Consider the following 24,261-nt stretch of genomic DNA (forward strand, 5'->3'; position numbering starts at 1 on the left):
TCCTCTTCTGTCAGAACTGCGGATTCAGCGGATAGCGAGGCTTACTGCCAAACCATTTTTGGTAGAGCTGAGCGTTCTCACCTGATGCGTTAATTTCAAACAGGAATTCGTTGAGATAGTTCGTCCACACCTGATCGCCTTGCTTGACGCCGAACGCGTTGTATTCCAGCGGAACCAGGGCTTCATTAGTGACTTCCAGTGTTGGGTCGAGTTTGGCCTGATAGGCGAGGAAGTTATTATCTTCAATCATGGCATCTGCCTGACCCTGCTTCACGGCCAGAATTGCTGCCTGAGAGGAATCATATTCCTGGATTTTTACATCGATCCCCATGCTGCGAACTTCGTCGCCGTTGGTCGAGCCTTTGACCGTCGCGATGGTTTTTCCTGCCATGTCGTGGGCCGATTTGATTCCGCTTACTTTGCGAACCAGCATCGCTTCACTGGCCACCACGTAAGGCTGAGTAAAACCAATCTCTTTGGCGCGCTCCAGGTTGCGGGTGAAATTACAGAACACGACATCCACTTTATTGGTTTGCAGATTAGGAATGCGGTTAGCGCTGGTGGTATTCACCATTTCGAGCTTTACCCCCATCGCTTTTGCCAGGGCTTTGGCCAGATCCACATCGTAACCGTCGGGATTACCGGCTTTATCGTAAAAACCGAAGGGCGCAAAGCTCAGGCAGTCACCCACCCGCAACGTGCCACGCTGAAGCACGGTTTGCAGCGTGGATGCCGGTGCGGCACCTGCGGTTTCATTTTTATTGTCCGTTGGCGTACAACCGGCCAGTGCCACCACGGTGAACAGGGCAGGCAGGAACCGGGTGAATACATTTTGCTGGAAAGTGGTATTCATATTTCTGCTCTCAAATAAAAGAGGGATATCACCAACATTATTAAATAATGTGGAGAGACGTTTTTAATTATCACTTTTATACCGAATGCGTTTATTTCTGGCCGGGGAGATAAGAATCAGCTTTTATTTCCGTTCGGCATTAAAACACGTCATATCGACTTCGACTTTGCAATCCACAACCAGGTCCTGCACGCTGCAAATACGGGCGGGCGGGTTATCATGAAAAAGCTCACTAAACACTTTATTAAATGAGCTGAAGTAACGTGCATCCGTCAGGACCGCCGTCACATGCACCACATCCTGAATCCGATAGCCTGCTTCCTGCATAATGGTCAGACAGTTGTCGAAGGCCAGGCGCGTCTGCTCAATGATGCCGCCTTCAACGACCTCGCCTCCTTTCATTGGCGTCTGCCCGGAGATATACAGCCAGCCGTCGGCTTCTACCGCACGGGCAAAAGGCAGCTTTTGTCCTCCGGTACCGACACCGCCCTCTGTGCCATAGCGCTTGATTGTCATGCTTGTGCCCTTAGAATCATTCCTGTAGCTTGTCTGATATACCGGAATTAAATCTGCAATACCGGATAGGTCGAGATTTGCACAATGTTATTTCTTTTGCAATAGCCTGATCAGGGATTATTTTGATGCTTTAAAACTGGCTTCACGAATATTTGTCATTAATGATAAGTTTTTTAAATAAATGGTGATGAAGATCTCTTTTTATCATTATTGAGTGCGCTCTTTTGGTGCCCTGATAAATAGCATGTCGCGAAAAAAAGAAAAGGCGGGATAGCGTGCGCGACCGTAGGTAAAACAAAGTGGGCTGTGTATGATGTATTACATCAACCTTAACGTGACGATCCCGGCAGGAGAATAAGGGTATGCAGGAAGATAAACCCGCCAGAGCACGTGGCGTGGACCGTGTGATCGCGATTTTTCGTCAGTTACACGTTGCCCGCCAGCCCATGGCGATGCGTGAACTGATCGAGGCGACGGGCGCGCCCCGCTCAAGCGTGTATGAACTGGTTAATCTGTTGAGTGAGGCGGGGCTGGTCGAAATTGATTCGGAAGGCAGTATCTATTTTGGCCGTGAAATGCACTATTACGGTGCAGATTATATGGCGCACAATCCCCTGATCCGTCGTGCCCATCAGTTAATGATCGAGATGGTTGCTGAGCATGGTGAAACCGTGCAGCTGTGTATGCTGGAAGGCAATAAATACACGGTGGTGCTGTCAGAGAGCAATGCCCATCCGTTCAAGATAACCTCCGATATCGGCGTTAAAATCCCGATTCCCTGGACAGCCACCGGCCGCTTGCTGCTGAGTAACTGGAGCGATGAGGCGATTTTGGCTCTGATCCCAGAAGAGGATTACCAGCTGGCGAACGGGAAGGTGCTGGATAAGCAGGACTTTCTGGCTGACATTCACCGGGCCGGGCATCTTGGCTATTCCATGACGGAAGGGCTGTCAGAGAGCTTTACCTGCTGTATGGCTGCGCCTATTCGCGCCCGCAACGATCTGGCGGTGGCGGCCATCTGTTTTATGGTAAGCCGGGATACACCAGAAGCGCGGCGTCAGATGCTGCTGAAAACCTTAATTAACGCGGGTCAGAAGCTGTCTGACTTTACCTGAGCCGACGGGCAAGTTGAAAGCAGCGCCGCGTGGGGAAACGAGGCGCCCGGCGCTGTTGGCTCAGGGGCTACAGGTCTTTCAGCCCCGCAAATGCATCGGCTGTGCGCGTCACGTTGACCTTTGTGACCTCATAATGGGCCACGGCGACAAAGGGATCTTCCGCCAGAATCGTATCCAGCCGGGCGCGATCCATGTCTCTTACCATGATCATGCCGCCCGTGCGGGGATCTTTGCGGCCGGCAGCAATAAACTCACCGTTGTCAAAATAGCGATCCAGCCACGTTATATGGGGTGCCAGCAGGGCTTCCACTTCCTCGATGGGCCGAAAATAACTCAGGTAAATGACATACATCGTCTGTCCTCACACTTTGGGGTTGGTTAACTCGCTCAGCAATGGCAGCAGCACTTTAACGCTGTCATGGGTACGAAGACCAATCCGGCCGGGTAGCCAGTGATCTAAAAAATCCAGATTATCGCGATCGGTCTGATGCCAGGTCGTGCCATCCGGGAAATGCCGGGAACGGGTGCGTTGCTGTTCACCATCCTTGCTGCCCAGGTTCCAGTTTCGCGCAGTGACATCAAGCAAAGGGAATCCTGCCGCGTCGAAAGGATTGATGCCCTGAAAATCAGTGCTCTTCATCTGACGACTGACGGCAGAAATGCCATAGCGGCGAGCCAGCAGTAAGGCGCGTTCGCTGGTCTGTTTACGCACGGCGCGCGGCGTGTTGATGCCGCTGTTGAAATAAAGGTGGTCGCCCGTAATCAGGCTGTTGAGATCGATCACCAGCAGCGTATTTTTTTTCTCTTTCTCACTCATGCGTGCCACATAGTCTTCCACGCCGTGCAACTGTGATTCGCTCGCGCTGAGCGCGACAAAGCGCACGCCATAATGGAGCGGTTTATGACTCATCTGCCGGGCCAGTTCCAGCATCACGCCAAGCCCGGATGCATTGTCATCAACGCCTTGCAAACGCAATCCGCCTACGCTGCGCGCGGTTTCACTGCGGGTGAGCGGAATCCAGGTATCCAGGCTGGCGACAACCAGGATTTCCTGGGGCGCACTGCCTTCACGCGCGGCAATAACCGATGTAGCAGTAAGCTTATGCCAGCGCGAGGTGCCGTCATTTTCATGCCAGCTGTAGCCGGTATTAAACTGCCGGGTATTAGTTTCAAAACCGAGTTGGGTAAACTGCTGCTGCAGATAGTCGGCCGCCATCAGTTCAGCCGGGCTTCCGCTCATGCGGCCGGGAAAATAGGTGGCAATATGACGAACCTGTTGCTCAGCAAAGTGCCCGGTGAGGTCGGTCACGGCTTGAGCGCTAAAAATAATGCAGCCGCCAAGCAGTACGGCCAGGCGGAGAAAGGCAGACATGTCGGGTTCCTTGTGGATCATTCCGTAAAAGAGGGCCATATTTTTTTTGTGCCTAGTATGAAACTGTGACGGTGATTACACAATTTGAATCGTCCGGAAAGCCTCATAAGATCATTCGCTAAGCACATTTTGTTCTGAGCTTTTGCCGGGCGTTATTCCATTCGGTAACATCTCATTCCAATTCGTAATTTCATCTCAATAAACCTGTGAACGTATAGTCGCGATAACGCTTCGTAACAACACTAGGGTTAACGTGGATTATTTGCCTCTTTTTGCCGATCTCGCAGGTCGACCCGTACTGGTCGTCGGCGGCGGAGATATCGCGGCGCGCAAGATTGAGCTGCTGCGTCGGGCCGGGGCGCGCATTCAAATCGCCTCACGCGAACTCTGCCCCGAGTTACAGGCTTTGCTGGATGAACAGCAGCTTGAATGGCTGGCCACGTCCTTTGAACCCGCTCAGCTCGACAAGGTCTTTCTGGTCATTGCCGCTACCGATGACAATGCGCTGAATGCGCAGGTCTATGACGAAGCGAATGCCCGCCACAAGCTGGTAAACGTGGTAGACGATCAGCCTAAATGCAGCTTTATTTTCCCCTCTATTGTTGATCGATCGCCACTGGTCGTGGCGATCTCCTCCAGTGGCACCGCGCCGGTGCTGGCCCGCATGCTGCGCGAGAAACTCGAAACGCTGCTGCCATCCCATCTGGGCCAAATGGCCGAGCTGGCGGGTCAGTGGCGTGACAAAGTCAAAGCTCGCTTCAGCCGTATGTCCGATCGCCGTCGTTACTGGGAAAGAATATTTAATGGCCGTTTTGCCAGTCAGATGGCGACGGGCGACGTTACGGCCGCTAAACAGACGCTGGATAGCGAACTGGGCGATCAGCCGCCCCGACAGGGCGAAATTATTCTGGTTGGCGCGGGGCCCGGCGACAGCGGCCTGTTAACCCTGCGCGGACTGCAGGTGATGCAGCTGGCGGACGTGGTGCTCTACGATCATCTCGTCAGCGATGAGGTGCTCGATCTGGTCCGGCGCGATGCCGATCGTATCTGCGTAGGCAAGCGTGCCAGCGCCCATCTCCTGCCGCAGGACGAAATTAACCAGTTGATGGTGCAGCTGGCGCAGAAAGGCAAACGTGTGGTGCGCCTTAAAGGCGGCGATCCCTTTATTTTTGGCCGCGGCGGCGAAGAGTTGCAGGCGGCGCAGCAAGCGGGTATTCCATTCCAGGTCGTGCCTGGCGTAACGGCCGCCGCAGGGGCTACCGCCTATGCTGGCATTCCGCTGACGCACCGTGATTACGCACAAAGCGTGCTGTTTATCACCGGACACTGCCGTCCGGATGGCGATGATATTGACTGGCCATCCCTCGCGCGTGCCCGTCAGACGCTGGCGATCTACATGGGCGCAGTCAAGGCGGCTCACATCAGCCAGCAGCTTATTCTTCATGGGCGCGCCGCCTCAACACCGGTTGCGGTGATTGGGCGCGGTACCCGGCCGGATCAACAGGTATTGACCGGCACACTCGAACATCTGGAGACGCTGGCAGCGTCAGCGCCTTCCCCGGCCCTGCTGGTGATTGGGGAAGTGGTTAATTTACACGGGCAACTGGCCTGGTTTCAGCATTCGGCACAGCAGGGGGCTCGCGAGTCCGCCGTTGTCAATCTGGCTTGAGAGGAAAAACGATGGACCAAAAACGACTCACTCATCTGCGCCAACTGGAGGCGGAGAGCATCCATATTATCCGCGAAGTGGCAGCCGAATTCGGCAATCCGGTCATGATGTATTCCATCGGCAAGGATTCCTCTGTCATGCTGCATCTGGCGCGTAAGGCCTTCTATCCAGGCACGTTGCCGTTTCCGTTGCTGCACGTGGACACCGGCTGGAAATTTCGCGAGATGTATGAATTCCGCGACCGCACCGTCAAAGCGATGGGCGCGGAGCTGTTGGTACATCGCAATCCCGAAGGGGTGGCGATGGGGATAAACCCCTTTGTGCATGGCAGTGCCAAGCACACCGACATTATGAAAACCGAAGGCCTGAAGCAGGCGCTGAACAAGTACGGCTTTGATGCGGCCTTCGGCGGCGCCCGTCGGGATGAAGAGAAGTCACGTGCCAAAGAGCGTATTTACTCGTTCCGTGACCGTTTTCACCGCTGGGACCCAAAAAATCAGCGCCCGGAACTGTGGCACAACTACAACGGCCAGATTAACAAAGGCGAGAGCATCCGTGTTTTCCCGCTGTCTAACTGGACCGAGCTGGATATCTGGCAATACATCTTCCTGGAAAACATTGAGATCGTGCCGCTTTATCTGGCCGCGCCGCGTCCCGTACTGGAACGTGATGGCATGTTGATGATGATCGATGACGATCGAATTAACCTCCAGCCAGGTGAAGTGATCAAACAGCGCATGGTTCGTTTCCGTACCCTTGGGTGCTGGCCGTTGACCGGTGCGGTGGAATCTGAAGCGCAAACCTTGCCTGAGATTATTGAAGAGATGCTGGTTTCCACCACCAGCGAGCGTCAGGGCCGTGTGATTGACCGCGATCAGTCCGGTTCGATGGAACTGAAAAAACGTCAGGGTTATTTCTAAGGAGACGCCAGATGAATACCGTAATTGCACAACAGATTGCCGAACAGGGCGGCGTTGAAGCCTGGCTGACCGCACAACAACATAAAAGCCTGCTGCGTTTTTTGACCTGCGGCAGCGTCGATGACGGCAAAAGTACGCTGATTGGCCGCTTGCTGCATGACACGCGTCAGATCTATGAAGATCAGCTGTCTTCATTACAAAGCGACAGCAAACGTCACGGCACCCAGGGCGAGAAACTGGATCTGGCGCTGCTGGTCGATGGCTTACAGGCCGAGCGCGAGCAGGGGATTACCATTGATGTCGCCTATCGCTATTTCTCCACCGAAAAACGTAAGTTCATCATCGCCGACACGCCAGGCCATGAGCAGTACACCCGCAATATGGCAACGGGCGCATCAACCTGTGACCTGGCGATCCTGCTGATCGACGCCCGCAAAGGCGTACTGGATCAGACGCGTCGCCACAGCTTTATTTCGACGCTGCTGGGCATCAAGCATCTGGTTGTGGCGATAAACAAAATGGATCTGGTGGATTACCAGCAGTCTGTGTTTGAGCAGATCAAACAGGATTACCTCGATTTTGCCGGCCAGTTGCCTGAAGATCTGGATATTCGCTTTGTGCCGATGTCGGCGCTGGAAGGCGAAAACGTCGCCTCACAGAGCCAGAGCATGCCGTGGTACAGCGGCCCGACGTTACTCGACGTTCTGGAAACCGTGGAGTTAAACGCGGTGGTGGATCACCAGCCGATGCGTTTCCCGGTGCAGTATGTTAATCGTCCCAATCTCGACTTCCGCGGTTATGCCGGTACGCTGGCCTCTGGCGTGGTGAAAGTGGGACAGCGCGTTAAAGTCCTGCCTTCAGGCGTGGAGTCCACCATTGCCCGCATTGTGACCTTTGACGGCGATCTGCAGGAAGCGGGAGCGGGCGAGGCCATTACGCTGGTCCTGAACGACGAAATCGATATCAGCCGTGGCGATCTGTTAGTGGACGCCAGCGCCGAGCTGCGCGCCGTTCAGTCCGCCACCGTCGATGTGGTGTGGATGGCTGAGCAGCCGCTTCAGGCCGGACAGAGCTACGATGTAAAAATCGCCGGTAAGAAAGCCCGTGGGCGAGTGGAAAAGGTCATTCACCAGGTTGAGATTAATTCACTGGAGAAACGGCAGGTGGACAATCTGCCGCTGAACGGGATTGGCCTTGCTGAGTTTACGTTTGATGAGCCGCTGGTGCTTGACAGCTATCAGCAAAATCCCGTAACCGGCGGCATGATCATTATTGACCGTCTGAGTAACGTCACCGTAGGCGCGGGGCTGATTCATGAGCCACTGAACGATCGGCCGCAGCACAACGGCGAGTTCAGCGCGTTCGAACTCGAGCTTAATGCACTGGTCCGTCGCCACTTCCCGCACTGGAATGCGCGCGATCTGCTGGGCGGTCAGTAATGGCCCAACATGATGAAAACGTAGTATGGCATGACCATCCGGTTACGCGGCAGGCACGCGAACAGCAACATGGCCATCAGGGCGTGGTACTGTGGTTTACCGGCCTTTCGGGGTCCGGTAAATCCACCGTTGCGGGGGCGCTGGAGCAGGCGCTACACCGCATCGGTGTCAGCACCTATCTGCTGGACGGCGATAATGTCCGTCACGGGTTGTGTCGCGATCTGGGCTTTAGCGATGAACATCGTAAAGAGAATATCCGCCGTGTAGGCGAGGTGGCCAAACTGATGGTGGATGCCGGTTTGGTCGTCCTTACCGCCTTTATCTCACCGCACCGTGCCGAGCGCCAGATGGTGCGCGATCTGCTGGACAGCGACCGGTTTATCGAGGTTTTTGTCGATACGCCGCTTGCAGTGTGTGAAGCGCGCGATCCTAAAGGGTTGTACAAAAAAGCCCGTGCAGGCGAGTTACAGAATTTCACCGGAATAGACAGCGTTTATGAAGCGCCGGACCAGCCAGAAATCTGGCTTAACGGGGAACAATTGGTTACAAAACTGACGGCCCAATTGTTAGATCTGCTGCGTCAGCGCGATATTATCAGTTCCTGAACAGACAGCGGCAAAGCGCCTTTCGTTTTGCCGCCTTCGCGTTGACAGGATATTTATGCAGAACATTACTCCCATGCTGGCACGCAAAGACCACCGTACACCGGATGAGCCTCGTTCCGTCCTTCCTGGAGGCGTCATTGGCTTTATCTGTTACTGGTGCGCGCTTGCCATACCTTTCCTGTTGTACGGCTCCAGCACGCTGTTTTTCTTCCTCTACACGTGGCCCTTTTTCCTGGCCCTGTTTCCCGTTTCCGTTCTCACAGGAATGGTATTGAATACCTGGCTCCGTGGGCAACTGCTCTGGACCGTTCTGATCTGCGTTGCTGCGGTGGCCTGTCAGTTCTGGTTACTGTTCCTGTTTCTGTCCCGCTGGTAAGGACACTGATGTCCAAACGCAGCAGCAGGTTACAAAAGTTTTCCTGCTTTGCGTCCGATCTTTTCCTCCCTTTTTTGTCTGCATAAACGGCATTGCACGCCATTTTTACTGCCAGTGTGGAGTCCTGGGTAAAGTTATGGGATGATTGGGCCGTTTTTAGGGGGCGGGATGGGAAAACTGACGTTACTGCTGTTGGTGCTGTTGGGTTGGCTGCAATATTCATTGTGGCTGGGTAAGAACGGCATCCATGACTTTACGCGCGTCAACGATGACGTTGCGGTACAAAAGGCGAATAACGCCAAATTGAAAATGCGCAACGATCAACTCTTTGCTGAAATTGACGATCTCAATGGCGGCTCTGAAGCGATTGAGGAACGCGCACGCAGCGAATTAGGCATGATTAAGCCTGGTGAAACCTTCTATCGTCTGGTCCCTGACCAGAACAAACGCAACGCGCAACAAGCTGCGCAAAACCAACAACGATAAAACATGAACAATCGGTCCCACTCTGCGGATGTGATTGCCGTTGTGCCCGCTGCCGGTATCGGCAGCCGCATGCAGGCAACCTGCCCTAAACAGTATCTGACGATTGGTCAGCACACCCTTCTGGAACACAGCATTGCCCGTCTGTTTTCCCATCCAGATGTCTCGCAGGTTATCGTCGCGTTAAGCCCAGACGATCGGCACTTTGCTGCTTTGCCCCTGGCAGACGATCCGCGGGTGATTTGCGTCATCGGGGGCGATACGCGCGCGGAGTCGGTTCTGGCCGGCCTGCAGGCAGCTCAGGGTGCCAGCTGGGTGCTGGTTCACGATGCTGCACGGCCTTGCCTGCATCCTGACGACCTGGATCGTCTGCTGCAGTTGCGGGAAACCAGCAAAACGGGCGGCATTCTGGCGGCACCCGTGTGTGACACCATGAAACGCGGCGAGCCTGGTCAGGCGGCGATTGCGCACACTGTCGATCGCGACAACCTGTGGCACGCTTTAACCCCGCAATTCTTCCCCCGGGCCTTACTGACGGCCAGCCTGATGCGAGCCTTGAACGAAGGGGCGACCATTACCGACGAAGCCTCGGCGCTGGAGTACTGCGGTTATCATCCTGAGCTGGTAACAGGCCGTAGCGACAACATCAAAGTTACCCGCCCGGAAGACTTAGCCCTGGCGGCTTTTTATCTCAGTCAGATTCAGTCAAAGGAGAGCACATAATGCGTATCGGTCACGGTTTTGACGTTCACGCCTTCGGTGGAGAAGGTCCGCTGGTGATTGGCGGTGTGCGAATCCCATTTGAGTATGGCTTTATTGCCCATTCCGATGGTGATGTGGCGCTGCATGCGCTCACCGATGCGCTGTTGGGCGCGGTGGCCATGGGCGATATTGGCAAGCTGTTCCCGGACACCGATCCGGCGTTCAAAGGCGCGGACAGCCGCGGGCTGTTGCGTGAAGCATGGCGTCGCATTGAGGCCAAAGGCTACTGCATTGGCAACGTCGATGTCACGCTGATTGCCCAGGCACCTAAAATGCTGCCGCACGTGCCGCAAATGCGCATTAACATTGCCGAAGATCTGGGCTGCCACATGGACCAGGTTAACGTTAAAGCCACCACCACCGAGAAACTCGGTTTTACCGGTCGGGGTGAAGGTATTGCCTGTGAAGCGGTGGCCTTACTGTTGAAAGTGGAACCGGCATGACGCTCCACTACCTGCAGGGTACGCCAAAGGCGACAGGCGTGATTAAAGCGACACCGGAAGATTTCGTGGTCGTGGAAGATTTGGGTTATCAGCCGGATGGCGAGGGTGAGCACGTGCTGGTGCGCATTCGCAAAAGCGGCGCCAATACCCGTTTTGTTGCCGAAGCCCTGGCGAAGTTTATGAAGGTCAGCGTACGCGACCTGAGCTATGCGGGCATGAAAGATCGCCACGCGGTTACGGAACAGACGCTTTGCTTTCGCGTCCCCGGCAATTCCATGCCCGTTCTGGCGGGGTTTGCGCTGGACGGCGTTGACATACTTGAGGTGGTGCGCCATAAGCGCAAGCTGCGCATCGGTGCCCTGGCGGGAAATGCATTCCGGCTGGTGATCCGGCAGGTCAGCCATCGTGAGGAAACAGAGGCGCGGCTGGTTAGCATCCGTGATAACGGCGTGCCCAACTATTTTGGCGAACAACGCTTTGGCCGCAACGGCAATAACCTGGTGACGGCGGCAAAGTTAGCGCGGAACGAGATTCAGATACGCGATCGCAGCAAGCGCGGACTGATGCTCTCGGCGGCGCGCAGTGCGCTGTTTAATCAGGTGACCAGCATGCGTTTAGCGCAGCAGGGCGGATTAACCCAGGTTATGAACGGGGATGCACTGCAGCTTACCGGTCGCGGCAGCTGGTTCGTTGCCCAGCCGGAAGAGCTGGCCGAGCTGCAGACGCGTGTTAATCAGCATGCGCTTCGCATTACGGCACCGTTACCGGGGCAGGGCGAGCCCGGCCCTCAGGCGGATGCGCTGGCTTTTGAACAGCAGTGCCTGGCCGATGCCGGTGAGCTGCGCGGTCTGCTTGAGCGTGAGCGCGTGGATGCCGGGCGCCGGGCGATGCTGGTGGTTCCGCGCGACCTGCGCTGGCGCTGGCAGGATGAGGCCACGCTGGAGATGCAATTCTGGCTGCCCGCAGGCAGCTTTGCCACCAGCGTTGTCCGGGAGTTGCTCAACAGCACCGAGTTACTTGATATGCCTGACGAATAAGCCGCGACGTTGCCTGTGTATCAGAATCGGCCTCGTCGCCAGGCTGCCAACGAGCCGCGTAGGCGGCCCGTTGGCATGGCAGTATGCGTATTTCATTGTTCCGGATGCTTTAACATCGTAGCGACCTTGCTCTTTTCCTGCCCGTTCGTTTGATTTTCGCCTACCACTTCCTCTCGCTCACCGCTAGAATGCAAAAGTCGCTGTCCACTCTTAACTTGTTGCCATGCCTCAAAACAGGTCCATATAACGGCGGCCCGGTTGAACAGAAAAGGTCAGAATTAAATGCGGATATTGCTCAGCAACGATGATGGCATCCACGCGCCTGGTATTCAGACGCTGGCAAAGGCTTTGCGTCAATTTGCCGAGGTGCAGGTTGTGGCACCGGATCGTAATCGCAGTGGTGCCTCTAACTCATTGACGCTGGAAACCCCGTTGCGCACCTTTACCCATGACAATGGGGATATTGCCGTGCAAATGGGTACGCCCACCGATTGCGTTTATTTGGGCGTGAATGCGCTTATGCAGCCCCGGCCAGACATCGTGGTGTCAGGCATTAATGCCGGCCCCAATTTGGGGGATGATGTGATCTATTCCGGTACGGTAGCGGCCGCAATGGAGGGCCGCCATCTGGGATTGCCCGCCGTGGCGGTATCGCTAAATGGCCAGCTGCACTATGACACTGCCGCGGCAGTGACCTGTGCCATTCTTAAAGCGCTGACGCAACAACCGCTGCGCACCGGACGCATCTTAAATATCAACGTGCCCGATTTGCCTCTGGCTGAAATAAAGGGCATTCGCGTCACGCGCTGCGGCAGCCGTCATCCGGCCGATCGGGTGATTGCGCAAACCGACCCTCGTGGTAATCCGCTGTACTGGATTGGCCCGCCCGGTGAAAAACTGGATGCGGGCCCTGAGACTGACTTTGCCGCCGTGGATGAGGGCTATGTGTCAGTGACTGCATTGCACGTCGATCTGACTGCGCATAATGCGCAGGCTGTTCTCAGCACCTGGCTGGCCAACGCTGAGGTACACCTGGCATGGTAAGTCGGCGTATTGAGACATTGCTGTCACAGCTGCGTCAACAGGGCATTGAAGATGAGCACCTGTTAAAAGCCATTGCCGATGTCCCGCGCGAACGCTTTATTGATGAAGCCTTCGAGCACAAAGCCTGGGACAACATGGCGCTGCCCATCGGGTCCGGTCAAACCATCTCGCAGCCCTATATGGTGGCACGCATGACCGCGTTGCTGGCGCTGACAGAGCACGCGCGCGTGCTGGAGATTGGCACCGGTTCCGGCTACCAGACCGCCATCCTCGCCCACCTGGTTGAACACGTTTACTCGGTCGAGCGCATTAAAGGCCTGCAGTGGCAGGCCAAACGGCGCCTGAAACAGCTTGATTTACACAATGTTTCAACCCGACACGGCGATGGCTGGCAGGGTTGGCCGTCTCGTGGCCCTTTTGATGCCATTATCGTTACCGCGGCACCGCCTGAAATTCCGATTGCGCTGATAGCGCAACTGGCGGAAGGCGGCATTATGGTGCTGCCCGTAGGTGAGGAGCAGCAGGTGTTAAAGCGTCTGCGCCGCCGCGGCAATGAGATTACAGAAGAAACCATTGAGCCGGTCCGTTTCGTTCCCTTAGTTCAGGGCGATCTGGCCTGACTGCCTTGTTAGCATTTCTTCATAACTGTTTCATGGAATCAGGTAGTTGATATTGCTACTATCCAGTTCATTCAACGAAAATCCAGCGTTTAACGTGCCGCACAGTGTATTGTGCTGGTGAGACGAGTAAGTCAGTTTTTTAAAGGTTGCCACCACGGGGGATTAATGAGCACGGGAAGCACAATTTTTCAGTTACGCCGTCTGGCGGCGCTTTCACTGGTGAGTTTTTGGCTGGCAGGCTGTAGTTCAGGCGATAATACTCAGGCGCCGATAAGCAATATCGGCGACAGCAACAGCGTTAATGACAACAGTAATATGGCTGGCTCTGGTACTGCGCCAGCCACCGGCGGCGTGCCCTCTGTGCCACCGCAGGGCGGAATGTTAAGCCGTAGTACACCTTTACCGCAGAACAATTCGGGAATCATTAGTGCCAATAATAATAATGTGCAAACTGAAAATGGCCGGATTGTGTACAACAGAAGTTATCAGAATATTCCTAAAGGTAGCTATTCTGGCCAGACCTACACCGTAAAACGTGGGGATACCTTGTTCTATATCGCCTGGATTACGGGCAATGACTTCCGCGATTTAGCGCAGCGCAACAACGTTCAGGCCCCTTACAGCCTGAATGTGGGACAGACGCTACAGGTTGACAACGGCTCGGGTCAGCCCATTACCGGTGGCAACGCCATCACCGCTGCAGATGCAACGCAAAGCGGCGTTGTGAGTGCACCACAAATAAAACAGGCCCCTGTTGCACAGCAGCCTGTTATTACGTATTCTGATGATTCGGGTGAATCGAGTGGCAGCAAATTGTTGCCTTCGAAGGGAGCAAATGTTGCAACGACAACAGCTCCAGCCGTTACCGCACCGCCTACGGTTAGCAGTACAACTAACAGTTCAACCCCTGTGGGAAGCTGGCGTTGGCCAACTGAAGGTAAGATCATCGATAACTTCTCTGCCGCCGAGGGTGGCAATAAAGGCATCGATATCGCAGGTTCGCGCGGACAGCCAATTGTAGCCACTGCTTCAGGAAGGGTGGTTTACGCAGGCAATGCGCTTCGTGGTTACGGTAATTTAATCATCATTAAACACAATGATGATTACCTGAGTGCCTACGCCCATAACGATACAATGCTGGTCCGGGAACAACAGGAAGTTAAGGCTGGGCAAAAGATCGCTACCATGGGTAGCACCGGAACCAGTTCAGTTAGATTACACTTTGAAATTCGTTACAAGGGGAAATCCGTAAACCCGTTGCGTTATTTGCCGCAGCGATAATCCGGCAGAGTCCTCAGGAATCTGCCCTGGAATCACGGGTAGGAGCCACTTATGAGCCAGAATACGCTGAAAGTAAACGAGTTACATGAGAACGCGGAATTCGAAGAGAATGGAGCAGAGATTTTTGATGAGAAGGCACTCGTTGAAAATGAATCTGGCGACAATGATGTAGCAGAAGAGGAGTTGCTGGCGCAGGGTGCGACGCAACGTGTACTTGATGCTACTCAACTCTATCTTGGGGAGATTGGCTATTCTCCATTGCTGACGGCAGAGGAAGAAGTTCTCTTTGCTCGCCGCGCATTACGAGGTGATATTCCTTCTCGTCGCCGCATGATCGAAAGTAACTTACGCCTGGTGGTAAAGATTGCCCGACGTTACAGCAATCGCGGTCTGGCTCTGCTGGACCTGATTGAAGAAGGTAACCTCGGCCTGATCCGTGCCGTTGAAAAGTTTGATCCAGAACGTGGATTCCGCTTCTCAACGTATGCCACCTGGTGGATTCGTCAGACCATTGAACGGGCAATCATGAACCAGACCCGTACAATTCGTTTGCCAATCCATATTGTTAAAGAACTGAACGTTTATCTGCGTACTGCGCGTGAACTTTCTCACAAGCTTGACCATGAGCCGAGTGCGGAAGAAATTGCAGAACAACTGGATAAGCCGGTTGATGACGTTAGTCGTATGTTGCGTCTCAACGAACGCATTACCTCAGTTGATACTCCACTGGGAGGGGATTCTGAGAAAGCGCTGCTGGATATTCTGGCCGATGAAAAAGACAACGGCCCAGAAGACACTACGCAAGATGACGATATGAAACAAAGTATCGTTAAATGGTTGTTCGAACTGAACGCTAAGCAGCGCGAAGTGTTGGCTCGTCGTTTCGGCCTGTTGGGCTATGAAGCGGCAACGCTCGAAGATGTTGGCCGTGAAATCGGTTTAACCCGCGAGCGTGTGCGTCAGATTCAGGTTGAAGGTTTGCGCCGTCTGCGTGAAATCCTGCAGGGTCAGGGCCTCAGCATTGAAGCACTGTTCCGCGAATAAGCCGTCACAGAGCACATCAACAGAAAGCGATGGTTAACCCCATCGCTTTTTTTTATCTGCGTGTTATGCCTCTGCCCGCAGGGCAAAATACTCGTCTGACAAAAAACAGGGCCGACGGGCCACATCTTTTGTCAGGCACAGTGTTACATCCTCCGGAAAACCGCGCTGTATCAGTTCTGTTGCTGACGAACAGTGAAACAGCGCCGTGAAATCCTGCAACTGATGAGCGTGCCAGGCTGCGACAGCGGTCTGTGCTTCCGGTGACAGCGAGTTTCGCTCAAGTGCGGCAATGATCCCCCCGGCAACCACATAGTCCTCAATACAGGGGCGAAGGCTCCCGTCCGGCCAACGCTCGCCGCAAGGGACAATCAAAAGACGTTTAAAGGGGCGGCAGGCCTCGGCGGTGGCAGTGAGGTTTCTCAGACAGCCTGTCAGCACGGGCACGCCCCACTCTCGTGCCCGGAAGCAGGTTGCGGAGCCATTAGGGGAGGGCAGTACCAACCTTTCACCAGGGCGAACGCTGAGCAACGTTCGGGGCGACAGGCTGTAGCCTTCGCCACCGAATCGCCTGTCGCTGTTCGCCGCGACAGCACCGACGGACTGCGCATAATGGACGACAGTCTGATCTTTCCAGGGATAGGGATACACGCGTGCCCCGTTCTCCACGGCAAGACTGACGCAGGTGGAAAAGGACATCACATCCACTATCACAATGGCATCCACATTGCCGGCAAGATGATCCAGTGCGGCGATGCCCCATTCGAGACGAATTGCAAACGCGTCCTGACTGTACCAGTGCATAAGCTGTTCCTGAAGTGTGAGGATAACAGGAAGGCGCAACCCGCTAAGTTACCCCTGCCTGCGCAATAACTTTTGCAGCCGTCTTTGCTGCCAACGGCGGATCGCTTCCTTGAAAATAAACAGGCGTAATGCTCTGACCACGAGTAAGGCTCCCCAAATAGCAGCGACCCAAAGTGACCAGCGCTCATTCGGCGAGGTAAAGTGGTTGAGGACGAACAGCAGTGTGCACACTACCACGGCGCTAAACAGAGAACGGTAAAACCGACTCTCGGCAGCAAGCTGCAGGCGGGCATCTGAAATGTAGCTGTCCAACGCTTCGCCGTTCTCCGCTGATGCCTCGCTGGTCAGGTCGGTGATTTTACACGCAAAGACGGCCGCCAGCGCGCTTAACGTTTCCAGACTGGGTGGATCACCGTTTTCAATGCGTTGTACGGTTCGGGTGCTGAGTCCGGCCATTTCGGCCAGTTGCTCCTGTGACCAGGCGCGGGCAAGACGATATTCTCTGACTTTATTCAGGTTACGCATAGTGCAGTCTCCGAAAGAGTAAACAATCGGTAAGCAGCATCCCCGGTTAGCGTCGTCAGGAACACGATCGCAGCACGACAGGCACACGACAGCAGTATGACACCGCTTTAACGGCCGGTCATAGCGTAAAGCAGTAACAGAAAAATGCGCCAGCAGAATGGGAAACGCGGGCGCAAGAGAAGGTTGACGCGCAGTCAGTTGCCGCCCAGTCAAGGGCGGCAGTGATCAGACCAGCGATTTAAGTCGATAGATCCAGTCCAGCGCCTGTCGCGGTGTCAGCGTATCGGGATCCAGTGCCTCAAGTGCTTCCACGGCAGGGGAGGTTTCTTCCACCAACAGCGGCAACTGCGAGCCGTCAATGTTTGACGTCGCGGACTGACTGGAAACCGTTTCGAGCTCTTTCAGCTTATTGCGCGCCCGTTTAATGACCTCTTTGGGCACGCCCGCGAGCGCAGCTACGGCCAGTCCGTAGCTTTTACTGGCAGCCCCGTCTTGCACGCTATGCATGAACGCAATCGTATCGCCGTGTTCAACTGCGTCCAGGTGAACGTTAACCACGCCTTCCAGTTTTTCAGGCAGGGTCGTCAGTTCAAAGTAGTGCGTCGCAAACAGGGTCATCGCTTTAATACGGTTAGCCAGATTTTCCGCACAGGCCCAGGCCAGCGATAAACCGTCATACGTCGAGGTGCCGCGGCCGATTTCATCCATCAGGACCAGGCTGTTTTCTGTCGCGTTGTGCAGAATATTGGCCGTCTCGGTCATTTCAACCATAAAGGTCGAACGCCCGGAGGCCAGATCATCTGCCGCGCCCACACGGGTGAAGATACGATCCAGTGGACCAATGACCACCTCTTCGGCAGGAACGAAGCTGCCAATCCAGGCCATCAGGGCGATTAACGCCGCCTGGCGCATGTAGGTACTTTTACCGCCCATATTCGGACCGGTGATGATCAACATGCGGCGTTGTGGGGCCAGAGAGAGCGGGTTCGCGATAAAAGGTTCTTTCAGGACCTGCTCCACTACCGGATGGCGGCCGGCGGTAATTTTAATCCCGGGCTTGTCGTGCAGCGTGGGACGGCAGTAGTTAAGTGTCCAGGCTCGTTCCGCGAGGTTACTCAGGACATCCAGTTCGGCCAGCGCCGCCGCACTGAGCTGCAGCGCTTCAAGATGCGGCAACAGCTGGTCAAACAGGCCTTCATACAGGCTTTTCTCCAGCGCCAGCGCTTTACCCTTAGAGGTAAGGACTTTATCTTCGTACTCTTTCAGCTCTGGAATGATGTAGCGCTCTGCGTTCTTCAACGTCTGACGGCGAACATAGTGGATAGGCACCTGATGGCTCTGGCCACGGCTGACCTGAATGTAGTAGCCGTGAACGCCGTTAAAGCCCACTTTCAGGCTGTCCAGACCGAGCTTTTCGCGTTCGCGAACTTCCAGTCGATCCAGATAATCTGTTGCGCCATCGGCGAGTGCTCGCCACTCATCAAGCTCGGCGTTATAACCGGGCGCAATAACGCCACCATCCCTGATTAATACCGGGGGGGATTCGACAACGGCCTGCTCAAGCAGAGTGCGCAGTTCGCTAAACTCGCCCATCTGTGCACGCAGCGTTTTCAACTGGGCGGATTCGGCGTTTGCCAGCAGATCGTTGAGTTCCGGCAACTGCTGAAAGGCATGGCGCATGCGCGCCAGATCACGCGGGCGCGCCGTTCGCAGCGCCAGTCGGGCCAGAATACGCTCTAAATCACCGACCTGGCGCAGAACGGGTTGCAGCGCATCGCTGAGTGGTTGCAGCTCTGCAATTGATGCCTGTCGTTTCGCGATGATACTACTGTCACGCAGCGGCATATGCAGCCAGCGCTTTAGCATCCGGCTTCCCATTGGCGTGACGGTTTTATCCAGCACGGCGGCCAGCGTGTTCTCTGTTCCGCCCGCAAGATTTTGCGTAATTTCAAGGTTACGGCGCGTGGCCGCATCCATAATGATGCTGTCCTGCTGACGCTCCATGCTAAGAGAGCGGATATGGGGCAGGCTGGTTCGTTGAGTATCTTTCACATACTGCAGCAGACAGCCGGCGGCGCGCAGACCCAGGTGCGCCTGCTCAACACCAAAACCGTTTAAGTCCCGTGTGCCAAACTGCATGTTGAGCTGCTGACGCGCCGTGTCGATTTCAAACTCCCAAAGCGGACGGCGACGTAAACCGCGACGCTGATCGATAAGCGCCATCGCAGCAAAATCTTCCGGATAAAGTAGCTCGGCAGGATTCGTTCGCTGCAGCTCTGCCGCCATCGTTTCCTGATCGGCAGGTTCACTCAGGCGAAAACGGCCTGAGCTGATATCCAGCGTGGCATAACCATAGCCGCGCGCCCCCTGAACAATTGCCGCCAGCAGGTTATCCTGCCGTTCCTGTAACAGGGCTTCATCGCTGATGGTGCCCGGGGTAACAATACGAACGACTTTGCGTTCCACCGGGCCTTTACTCAGCGCAGGGTCGCCAATTTGCTCACAGATGGCGACTGATTCACCGAGTTGCACCAGCCGGGCTAAATAGTTTTCGACGGCGTGATGGGGCACACCGGCCATGGGGATCGGCTCGCCTGCCGAGGCACCGCGTTTGGTTAAGGAAATGTCTAACAGCTGAGAGGCACGTTTGGCATCGTCATAAAACAGCTCGTAGAAATCGCCCATGCGATAAAACAGCAGGATATCCGGATGCTCAGCCTTGAGGCGTAAATATTGCTGCATCATTGGCGTGTGAGTACTCAAGTCCATGTGCGCTGTTTTGTTCATCTCATTCTTACTCAAGGTTGACTCTTCCTTTTCCCGTCACGGTTTTCGCTGGGTTAAACAAGGGTGATAGGCAGCGACCATCATGCTGCATATGCCGCGCGGAAATAGTACCATTTTACGGCTCCTGCATCATCCGGCTTACCGCAGCGGGTAATGAAGTTAGCAAAGCCGGGTCGCCAACTGAATGATTTTTTTGATGAGAGAGAAAGCAGTAGAGGCATTTCACAAAACAGCCGGTTTGATTGTTAAAAAAAGTGTTTTTTTTACGATCTCGTTTGTATGTATCCGCGTTGAACGATTAACATTAAAATCCCTGGTCTGGCCTGTTATATGGATATCTGATGCGTTTTAAGCTTGCTTACCTTCCGCTTTTTGCCCTGCTTGCTGCCTGTAGCAGTAAGCCACACTCTTCGCAGCCGCCCGCCGAACGGGTTGCGCCTAAAGGTGGCTTTTTGCTGGAGCCGTCTCATGCTGTTCAGCCGATGTTTGGTGACTTCGCCAGCAATCCTGTTGCGGAACAGTTCATCGACAAAATGGTGGCGAAACACGGCTTCGACCGTGAGCAACTGCACGCCATTATTGGCCAGGCTAAGCGGCTGGACTACGTCCTGCGTTTAATGGATCGTCAGGCACCGTCCTATACACCGCCGAGTGGGCCTAACGGCGCATGGATTCGCTATCGCAATAAATTTATCACACCGGATAACGTGCAAAATGGCGTCGCGTTCTGGAATCAATATCAGGATGCACTGCAGCGTGCGCAGCAGGTCTACGGCGTTCCGCCTGAGATTATTGTTGGCATTATCGGCGTGGAAACGCGCTGGGGCCGCATCATGGGGAAAACCCGCATTCTGGACGCGCTGGCAACGCTCTCATTTGATTACCCGCGCCGTGCTGCTTACTTTAGCGGTGAGCTGGAGACCTTCCTGCTCATGGCGCGTGATGAGAAGGACGATCCGCTCGATCTTAAAGGCTCCTTTGCGGGCGCGATGGGCTACGGTCAGTTCATGCCATCGTCCTACAAAGCTTATGCGGTAGATTTTAACGGTGACGGCCATATCAATTTGTGGGATCCCGTCGATGCGATAGGCAGTGTCGCACACTATTTCCAGCAGAACGGCTGGCGTCCGGGTGAAAATGTTGCCGTGCCAGCCAGTGGTCAGGCACCCATGCTCGAAAACGGTTTCAAAACCCGTTACAACGTCAGCACGCTGGCAGCATCGGGGCTTTCTCCACAGGGTTCGCTGGATGGCCATGACGAGGTCAGCCTGCTCCGTCTGGATCTCGGCACCAGCTACCAGTACTGGTACGGCTTGCCTAACTTCTATGCCATTACCCGCTACAACAACAGCACGCATTACGCGATGACCGTGTGGCAACTGGGAGAGGCGGTCAGCAAGGCGCGTCAGGGATCGCTGTTTTAAAACTACCCTTAGCAACTGTAAGGATATATGATGACGGCCCTTTATTCTGTGCCGTCCTCATTTTCTGGAGCCGTTATGTCTTTACCTGCTTGCCCTGTTTGCCATGCCGATTACACCTGGCAAGATGCTGAAAATCTTAACTGTCCGTCCTGTGGTCATATCTGGACTCAGGCTGAAGGGGATGACAGCGGTCAGGATTTGATCGTTCGTGATGCAAACGGCAATTTACTCGCCGATGGCGACAGCGTCACGGTCGTTAAAGATCTGAAGGTCAAAGGCAGTTCGTCTGTGCTGAAAATAGGCACCCGGGTTAAGAGCATCCGGCTGGTTGAAGGCGATCACAATATTGATTGCAAGATCGACGGATTTGGTCCGATGAAGCTCAAATCTGAGTTTGTGAAAAAGAACTGATTCTGCCGGGCGCCTGCTCGCTGCGCCCGATCTTATTCCTGTCAGCCCGACCGGGCTTTTCCCTTATAAAGACCTCCTGCCCGTTTGCGTGCCGCTGACATATTTTGCTGTTGGTCGGGCACTTTATGTTTATTTATACGTCTCATCTTCTGTGAATCTTTAACCCCTGAGAGGAGACGCAATATGCAAGACTGGGATCCCGCGCTGTATCGTAAATTTGAGGCAGAAAGAACGCGGCCTGCGCATGAATTACTGGCACGAATTGAGGTTGAAGATGTCCGGTTCGTTACCGATCTGGGCTGTGGCCCCGGGAACAGCACCGAACTGCTTTACGATGCCTGGCCGCAGGCGCAGGTGATCGGGCTTGACAGTTCTGCCGCCATGCTCGCGCAGGCGCGGGAACGTTTGCCTCAGTGCCAGTTTATTCAGGCGGATATCGGCAACTGGACAACCGACATCCCGCAGCAGGTGATTTATGCCAACGCGTCGCTGCAATGGCTTGGCGATCATCCCACCCTGTTACCACGGTTAGTCAGTCAACTGGCGCCTGCCGGTGCGCTGGCGGTTCAAATGCCCGATAATTTGGAAGAACCTTCGCATCAGTTAATGCGTGAGGTCGCGGCATCCGGCCCCTGGCGCGACAAGATCAGCGCGCAGGCGGCGGAACGCAAAAAATTACCCTCAACTGAACACTATTATGACGTGCTGACAAAGGCAGGCTGCGCGGTTGATATCTGGCGAACCACCTACTATCACGTTATGGACGATGCGCAGGCCATCATCCACTGGTTAAAGGCTACCGGGCTGCGTCCTTTCCTTGCGCCGCTGGACGTCTCTGAGCAGGAACAGTTTCTGGCTGCTTATCATCAGTGTCTTATTACCGGCTATCCCGCCCGTCAGGATGGCAAGGTACTCTTAGCTTTCCCCCGGCTTTTCATGGTGGCGACACGCAACGGCTAAACTGGAGCGTAACGCGCAATTTGTTGACTAAGCGCCCCTGAGTGCTTGAAAAAGCGCAGAGCATGCACCATGTTCACTCAACGGCGACAGGGAGCGAAAAATGAATGACCAGCAGTTGCACGCGCTGAGTGCGCAGACAGGTGAGGCGCTTAAACAGCGTAACGCTACCGTAACTTGTGCAGAATCCTGCACCGGCGGCTGGATAGCAAAAGTGTTTACTGACGTGAGCGGAAGCTCTGCCTGGTTCGAACGGGGCTTTGTCACCTACAGTAACGATGCCAAACAAGAACTGGTCGGTGTCAGCGCGGCGTCACTGGCGCAATACGGCGCCGTCAGCGAGGCGGTAGTGCGTGAAATGGCCCTTGGGGCACAGCAGCGGGCGCGCGCCGATTACGCTATTTCCGTTAGCGGTATTGCCGGCCCGGATGGTGGCAGTGAAGACAAACCGGTAGGCACCGTCTGGTTTGGCTTTGCGGCACCGGGTGGCGTGGTCATGGCTTTTCGTCAGCAGTTTGATGGCGATCGCGATGCCGTGCGCCGTCAGTCAGTTGGCTGGGCACTCCAGACGTTATCCCGTCAATTTCTGCAAAATTAAACTTGATACTGTATGACTATACAGTATAATTACCCGCAACAGAAAGTGCACAGGCACCATGCGTGCGTGTTTACCCGGCATGATTAGGAGTAGAAATGGCAATTGATGAAAACAAACAGAAGGCTTTAGCTGCCGCGCTCGGCCAGATTGAGAAGCAATTTGGTAAAGGCTCCATCATGCGCTTGGGTGAAGACCGCTCAATGGATGTGGAAACCATTTCAACGGGTTCTCTGTCACTGGATATCGCATTAGGTGCGGGTGGTTTACCGATGGGACGTATCGTTGAGATCTACGGCCCAGAGGCCTCAGGTAAAACGACACTGACACTTCAGGTTATTGCCGCCGCGCAGCGTAAGGGCAAAACCTGTGCCTTTATCGATGCCGAGCACGCACTGGATCCCATCTATGCTAAGAAACTGGGCGTAGATATCGACAATCTGCTGTGTTCACAGCCGGATACCGGTGAGCAGGCCCTGGAAATTTGTGATGCGCTGGCCCGCTCTGGTGCCGTTGACGTCATTATCGTTGACTCCGTAGCTGCACTGACGCCAAAAGCCGAAATCGAAGGTGAAATCGGTGACTCACATATGGGCCTGGCGGCACGTATGATGAGCCAGGCAATGCGTAAGCTGGCGGGTAACCTGAAGCAGTCAAATACGCTGCTGATCTTCATCAACCAGATTCGTATGAAGATTGGTGTGATGTTCGGTAACCCGGAAACCACTACCGGTGGTAACGCGCTGAAGTTCTACGCTTCTGTTCGCCTTGATATTCGCCGTATCGGTGCGATTAAAGAGGGTGACAACGTGGTGGGTAGTGAAACGCGCGTTAAAGTCGTTAAGAACAAAATTGCAGCGCCATTTAAACAGGCTGAGTTCCAGATCATGTACGGCGAAGGCATTAACACCTTCGGTGAGCTGGTGGATCTTGGCGTGAAGCACAAGCTGATTGAAAAAGCCGGTGCATGGTACAGCTATAAAGGCGATAAGATCGGTCAGGGCAAAGCAAACGCGGGCAACTTCCTCAAAGAAAATGCCGCGGTGGCCGACGAGCTTGATATCAAACTGCGTGAAATGCTGCTTAACGGTGGCGATCAAAATATCGCGGCGGACGTTGCAGGCAACGACGTTGAGAAGGCGGCGAGCGAAGCCAACGAAGATTATTAAAGCCTGAAGCAGG

At 54.7% G+C, this 24,261-nt stretch carries 26 protein-coding genes; 19 read left to right on the forward strand and 7 right to left on the reverse strand.

Translation table 11 applies throughout. The annotated features are described in order from the left end of the window. Positions 1 to 10 precede the first annotated feature (10 nt). A complete protein-coding gene (locus DFO57_RS11980; protein ID WP_013026930.1) occupies positions 11 to 853 on the reverse strand; it encodes a transporter substrate-binding domain-containing protein in 843 nt (280 codons plus the stop codon). 123 nt (positions 854 to 976) lie between these two features. Next, complete coding sequence (locus DFO57_RS11985; RefSeq protein WP_013026929.1) at positions 977 to 1,369, reverse strand: RidA family protein; 393 nt, start codon at positions 1,367 to 1,369, stop codon at positions 977 to 979. A 362-nt stretch (positions 1,370 to 1,731) separates the two neighbouring features. Between DFO57_RS11985 and DFO57_RS11990 the strand changes: the two genes are divergently transcribed. Continuing rightward, complete coding sequence (locus tag DFO57_RS11990) at positions 1,732 to 2,484, forward strand: IclR family transcriptional regulator (RefSeq protein WP_013026928.1); 753 nt, start codon at positions 1,732 to 1,734, stop codon at positions 2,482 to 2,484. Positions 2,485 to 2,551: 67 nt separating this feature from the next. Here the strand turns inward: DFO57_RS11990 and DFO57_RS11995 are convergent, their stop codons facing one another. Together DFO57_RS11995 and DFO57_RS12000 are read right to left on the reverse strand one after the other, a co-directional pair. Then, a complete protein-coding gene (locus DFO57_RS11995) occupies positions 2,552 to 2,836 on the reverse strand; it encodes a YciI family protein (protein ID WP_013026927.1) in 285 nt (94 codons plus the stop codon). Between the two features lie 9 nt (positions 2,837 to 2,845). Next, a complete protein-coding gene (locus DFO57_RS12000) occupies positions 2,846 to 3,856 on the reverse strand; it encodes an aminopeptidase (protein WP_041457770.1) in 1,011 nt (336 codons plus the stop codon). 253 nt (positions 3,857 to 4,109) lie between these two features. Between DFO57_RS12000 and cysG the strand changes: the two genes are divergently transcribed. The 13 genes from cysG (at position 4,110) to rpoS (ending at position 15,579) form a co-directional block, all read left to right on the forward strand. Next, positions 4,110 to 5,525, forward strand: coding sequence for a siroheme synthase CysG (gene cysG / locus DFO57_RS12005; RefSeq protein ID WP_013026925.1), 1,416 nt, complete (start codon positions 4,110 to 4,112; stop codon positions 5,523 to 5,525). 11 nt (positions 5,526 to 5,536) lie between these two features. Continuing rightward, positions 5,537 to 6,445 carry a sulfate adenylyltransferase subunit CysD gene (gene cysD / locus DFO57_RS12010; RefSeq protein WP_006120739.1) on the forward strand — a complete coding sequence of 303 codons (909 nt, stop codon included), beginning with the start codon at positions 5,537 to 5,539 and terminating at the stop codon, positions 6,443 to 6,445. 11 nt (positions 6,446 to 6,456) lie between these two features. After that, entirely contained in the window at positions 6,457 to 7,884 is a 1,428-nt protein-coding gene (cysN, locus tag DFO57_RS12015; RefSeq protein ID WP_013026923.1) for a sulfate adenylyltransferase subunit CysN, read from the forward strand. Then, a complete protein-coding gene (cysC, locus tag DFO57_RS12020) occupies positions 7,884 to 8,489 on the forward strand; it encodes an adenylyl-sulfate kinase (protein ID WP_013026922.1) in 606 nt (201 codons plus the stop codon). The genes cysN and cysC overlap by 1 nt, the downstream gene beginning before the upstream one ends. Positions 8,490 to 8,544: 55 nt before the next feature. Next, positions 8,545 to 8,865: a DUF3561 family protein gene (locus tag DFO57_RS12025; RefSeq protein ID WP_013026921.1), complete on the forward strand. Its 321-nt coding sequence runs from the start codon at positions 8,545 to 8,547 to the stop codon at positions 8,863 to 8,865. Positions 8,866 to 9,033: 168 nt separating this feature from the next. Further along, positions 9,034 to 9,351: a cell division protein FtsB gene (gene ftsB, locus DFO57_RS12030; RefSeq protein ID WP_024471451.1), complete on the forward strand. Its 318-nt coding sequence runs from the start codon at positions 9,034 to 9,036 to the stop codon at positions 9,349 to 9,351. A 3-nt stretch (positions 9,352 to 9,354) separates the two neighbouring features. Beyond that, positions 9,355 to 10,071, forward strand: a complete 717-nt coding sequence (gene ispD, locus DFO57_RS12035) for a 2-C-methyl-D-erythritol 4-phosphate cytidylyltransferase (protein ID WP_013026919.1) — start codon at positions 9,355 to 9,357, stop codon at positions 10,069 to 10,071. After that, entirely contained in the window at positions 10,071 to 10,553 is a 483-nt protein-coding gene (ispF, locus tag DFO57_RS12040; protein ID WP_013026918.1) for a 2-C-methyl-D-erythritol 2,4-cyclodiphosphate synthase, read from the forward strand. The genes ispD and ispF overlap by 1 nt, the downstream gene beginning before the upstream one ends. After that, positions 10,550 to 11,590, forward strand: a complete 1,041-nt coding sequence (gene truD / locus DFO57_RS12045; RefSeq protein ID WP_013026917.1) for a tRNA pseudouridine(13) synthase TruD — start codon at positions 10,550 to 10,552, stop codon at positions 11,588 to 11,590. Before ispF ends, truD begins: the two co-directional genes overlap by 4 nt. Positions 11,591 to 11,872: 282 nt before the next feature. Then, positions 11,873 to 12,634, forward strand: a complete 762-nt coding sequence (surE, locus tag DFO57_RS12050; RefSeq protein ID WP_014594429.1) for a 5'/3'-nucleotidase SurE — start codon at positions 11,873 to 11,875, stop codon at positions 12,632 to 12,634. Beyond that, on the forward strand, positions 12,628 to 13,254 hold the full coding sequence (locus tag DFO57_RS12055; RefSeq protein WP_013026915.1) for a protein-L-isoaspartate(D-aspartate) O-methyltransferase: 627 nt from the start codon (positions 12,628 to 12,630) through the stop codon (positions 13,252 to 13,254). The genes surE and DFO57_RS12055 overlap by 7 nt, the downstream gene beginning before the upstream one ends. A 165-nt stretch (positions 13,255 to 13,419) precedes the next feature. Next, entirely contained in the window at positions 13,420 to 14,535 is a 1,116-nt protein-coding gene (nlpD, locus tag DFO57_RS12060) for a murein hydrolase activator NlpD (protein ID WP_013026914.1), read from the forward strand. Positions 14,536 to 14,586: 51 nt separating this feature from the next. Next, positions 14,587 to 15,579: an RNA polymerase sigma factor RpoS gene (gene rpoS / locus DFO57_RS12065; RefSeq protein ID WP_013026913.1), complete on the forward strand. Its 993-nt coding sequence runs from the start codon at positions 14,587 to 14,589 to the stop codon at positions 15,577 to 15,579. Positions 15,580 to 15,642: 63 nt separating this feature from the next. Here the strand turns inward: rpoS and DFO57_RS12070 are convergent, their stop codons facing one another. The 3 genes from DFO57_RS12070 to mutS all read right to left on the reverse strand — a co-directional run bounded on the left by DFO57_RS12070 (position 15,643) and on the right by mutS (position 19,692). After that, entirely contained in the window at positions 15,643 to 16,380 is a 738-nt protein-coding gene (locus DFO57_RS12070; protein ID WP_105080800.1) for a 2-phosphosulfolactate phosphatase, read from the reverse strand. 48 nt (positions 16,381 to 16,428) lie between these two features. Then, positions 16,429 to 16,905 carry a helix-turn-helix domain-containing protein gene (locus DFO57_RS12075; RefSeq protein WP_014594427.1) on the reverse strand — a complete coding sequence of 159 codons (477 nt, stop codon included), beginning with the start codon at positions 16,903 to 16,905 and terminating at the stop codon, positions 16,429 to 16,431. A 225-nt stretch (positions 16,906 to 17,130) separates the two neighbouring features. Then, the gene (gene mutS, locus DFO57_RS12080; RefSeq protein ID WP_015699636.1) at positions 17,131 to 19,692 is read right to left on the reverse strand and encodes a DNA mismatch repair protein MutS; all 2,562 of its coding nucleotides are present in this window, start codon (positions 19,690 to 19,692) and stop codon (positions 17,131 to 17,133) included. Positions 19,693 to 20,033: 341 nt separating this feature from the next. Here mutS and mltB point away from each other — a divergent pair, with 341 nt between their 5' ends. From mltB to recA, 5 genes are all read left to right on the forward strand, one after another. Next, positions 20,034 to 21,116, forward strand: coding sequence for a lytic murein transglycosylase B (gene mltB, locus DFO57_RS12085; protein WP_014594425.1), 1,083 nt, complete (start codon positions 20,034 to 20,036; stop codon positions 21,114 to 21,116). Between the two features lie 75 nt (positions 21,117 to 21,191). Next, entirely contained in the window at positions 21,192 to 21,527 is a 336-nt protein-coding gene (locus tag DFO57_RS12090) for a zinc ribbon domain-containing protein YjdM (RefSeq protein ID WP_014605175.1), read from the forward strand. Between the two features lie 183 nt (positions 21,528 to 21,710). After that, positions 21,711 to 22,487 carry a trans-aconitate 2-methyltransferase gene (gene tam / locus DFO57_RS12095; protein WP_014594424.1) on the forward strand — a complete coding sequence of 259 codons (777 nt, stop codon included), beginning with the start codon at positions 21,711 to 21,713 and terminating at the stop codon, positions 22,485 to 22,487. Between the two features lie 100 nt (positions 22,488 to 22,587). Further along, on the forward strand, positions 22,588 to 23,082 hold the full coding sequence (pncC, locus tag DFO57_RS12100; RefSeq protein ID WP_013026906.1) for a nicotinamide-nucleotide amidase: 495 nt from the start codon (positions 22,588 to 22,590) through the stop codon (positions 23,080 to 23,082). 95 nt (positions 23,083 to 23,177) lie between these two features. Beyond that, the gene (gene recA / locus DFO57_RS12105) at positions 23,178 to 24,248 is read left to right on the forward strand and encodes a recombinase RecA (protein ID WP_014594423.1); all 1,071 of its coding nucleotides are present in this window, start codon (positions 23,178 to 23,180) and stop codon (positions 24,246 to 24,248) included. Positions 24,249 to 24,261 lie beyond the last annotated feature (13 nt).

Origin of the sequence: Pantoea sp. AG702 (genome assembly GCF_003182295.1) — a bacterium.
GTDB lineage: Bacteria > Pseudomonadota > Gammaproteobacteria > Enterobacterales > Enterobacteriaceae > Pantoea > Pantoea ananatis.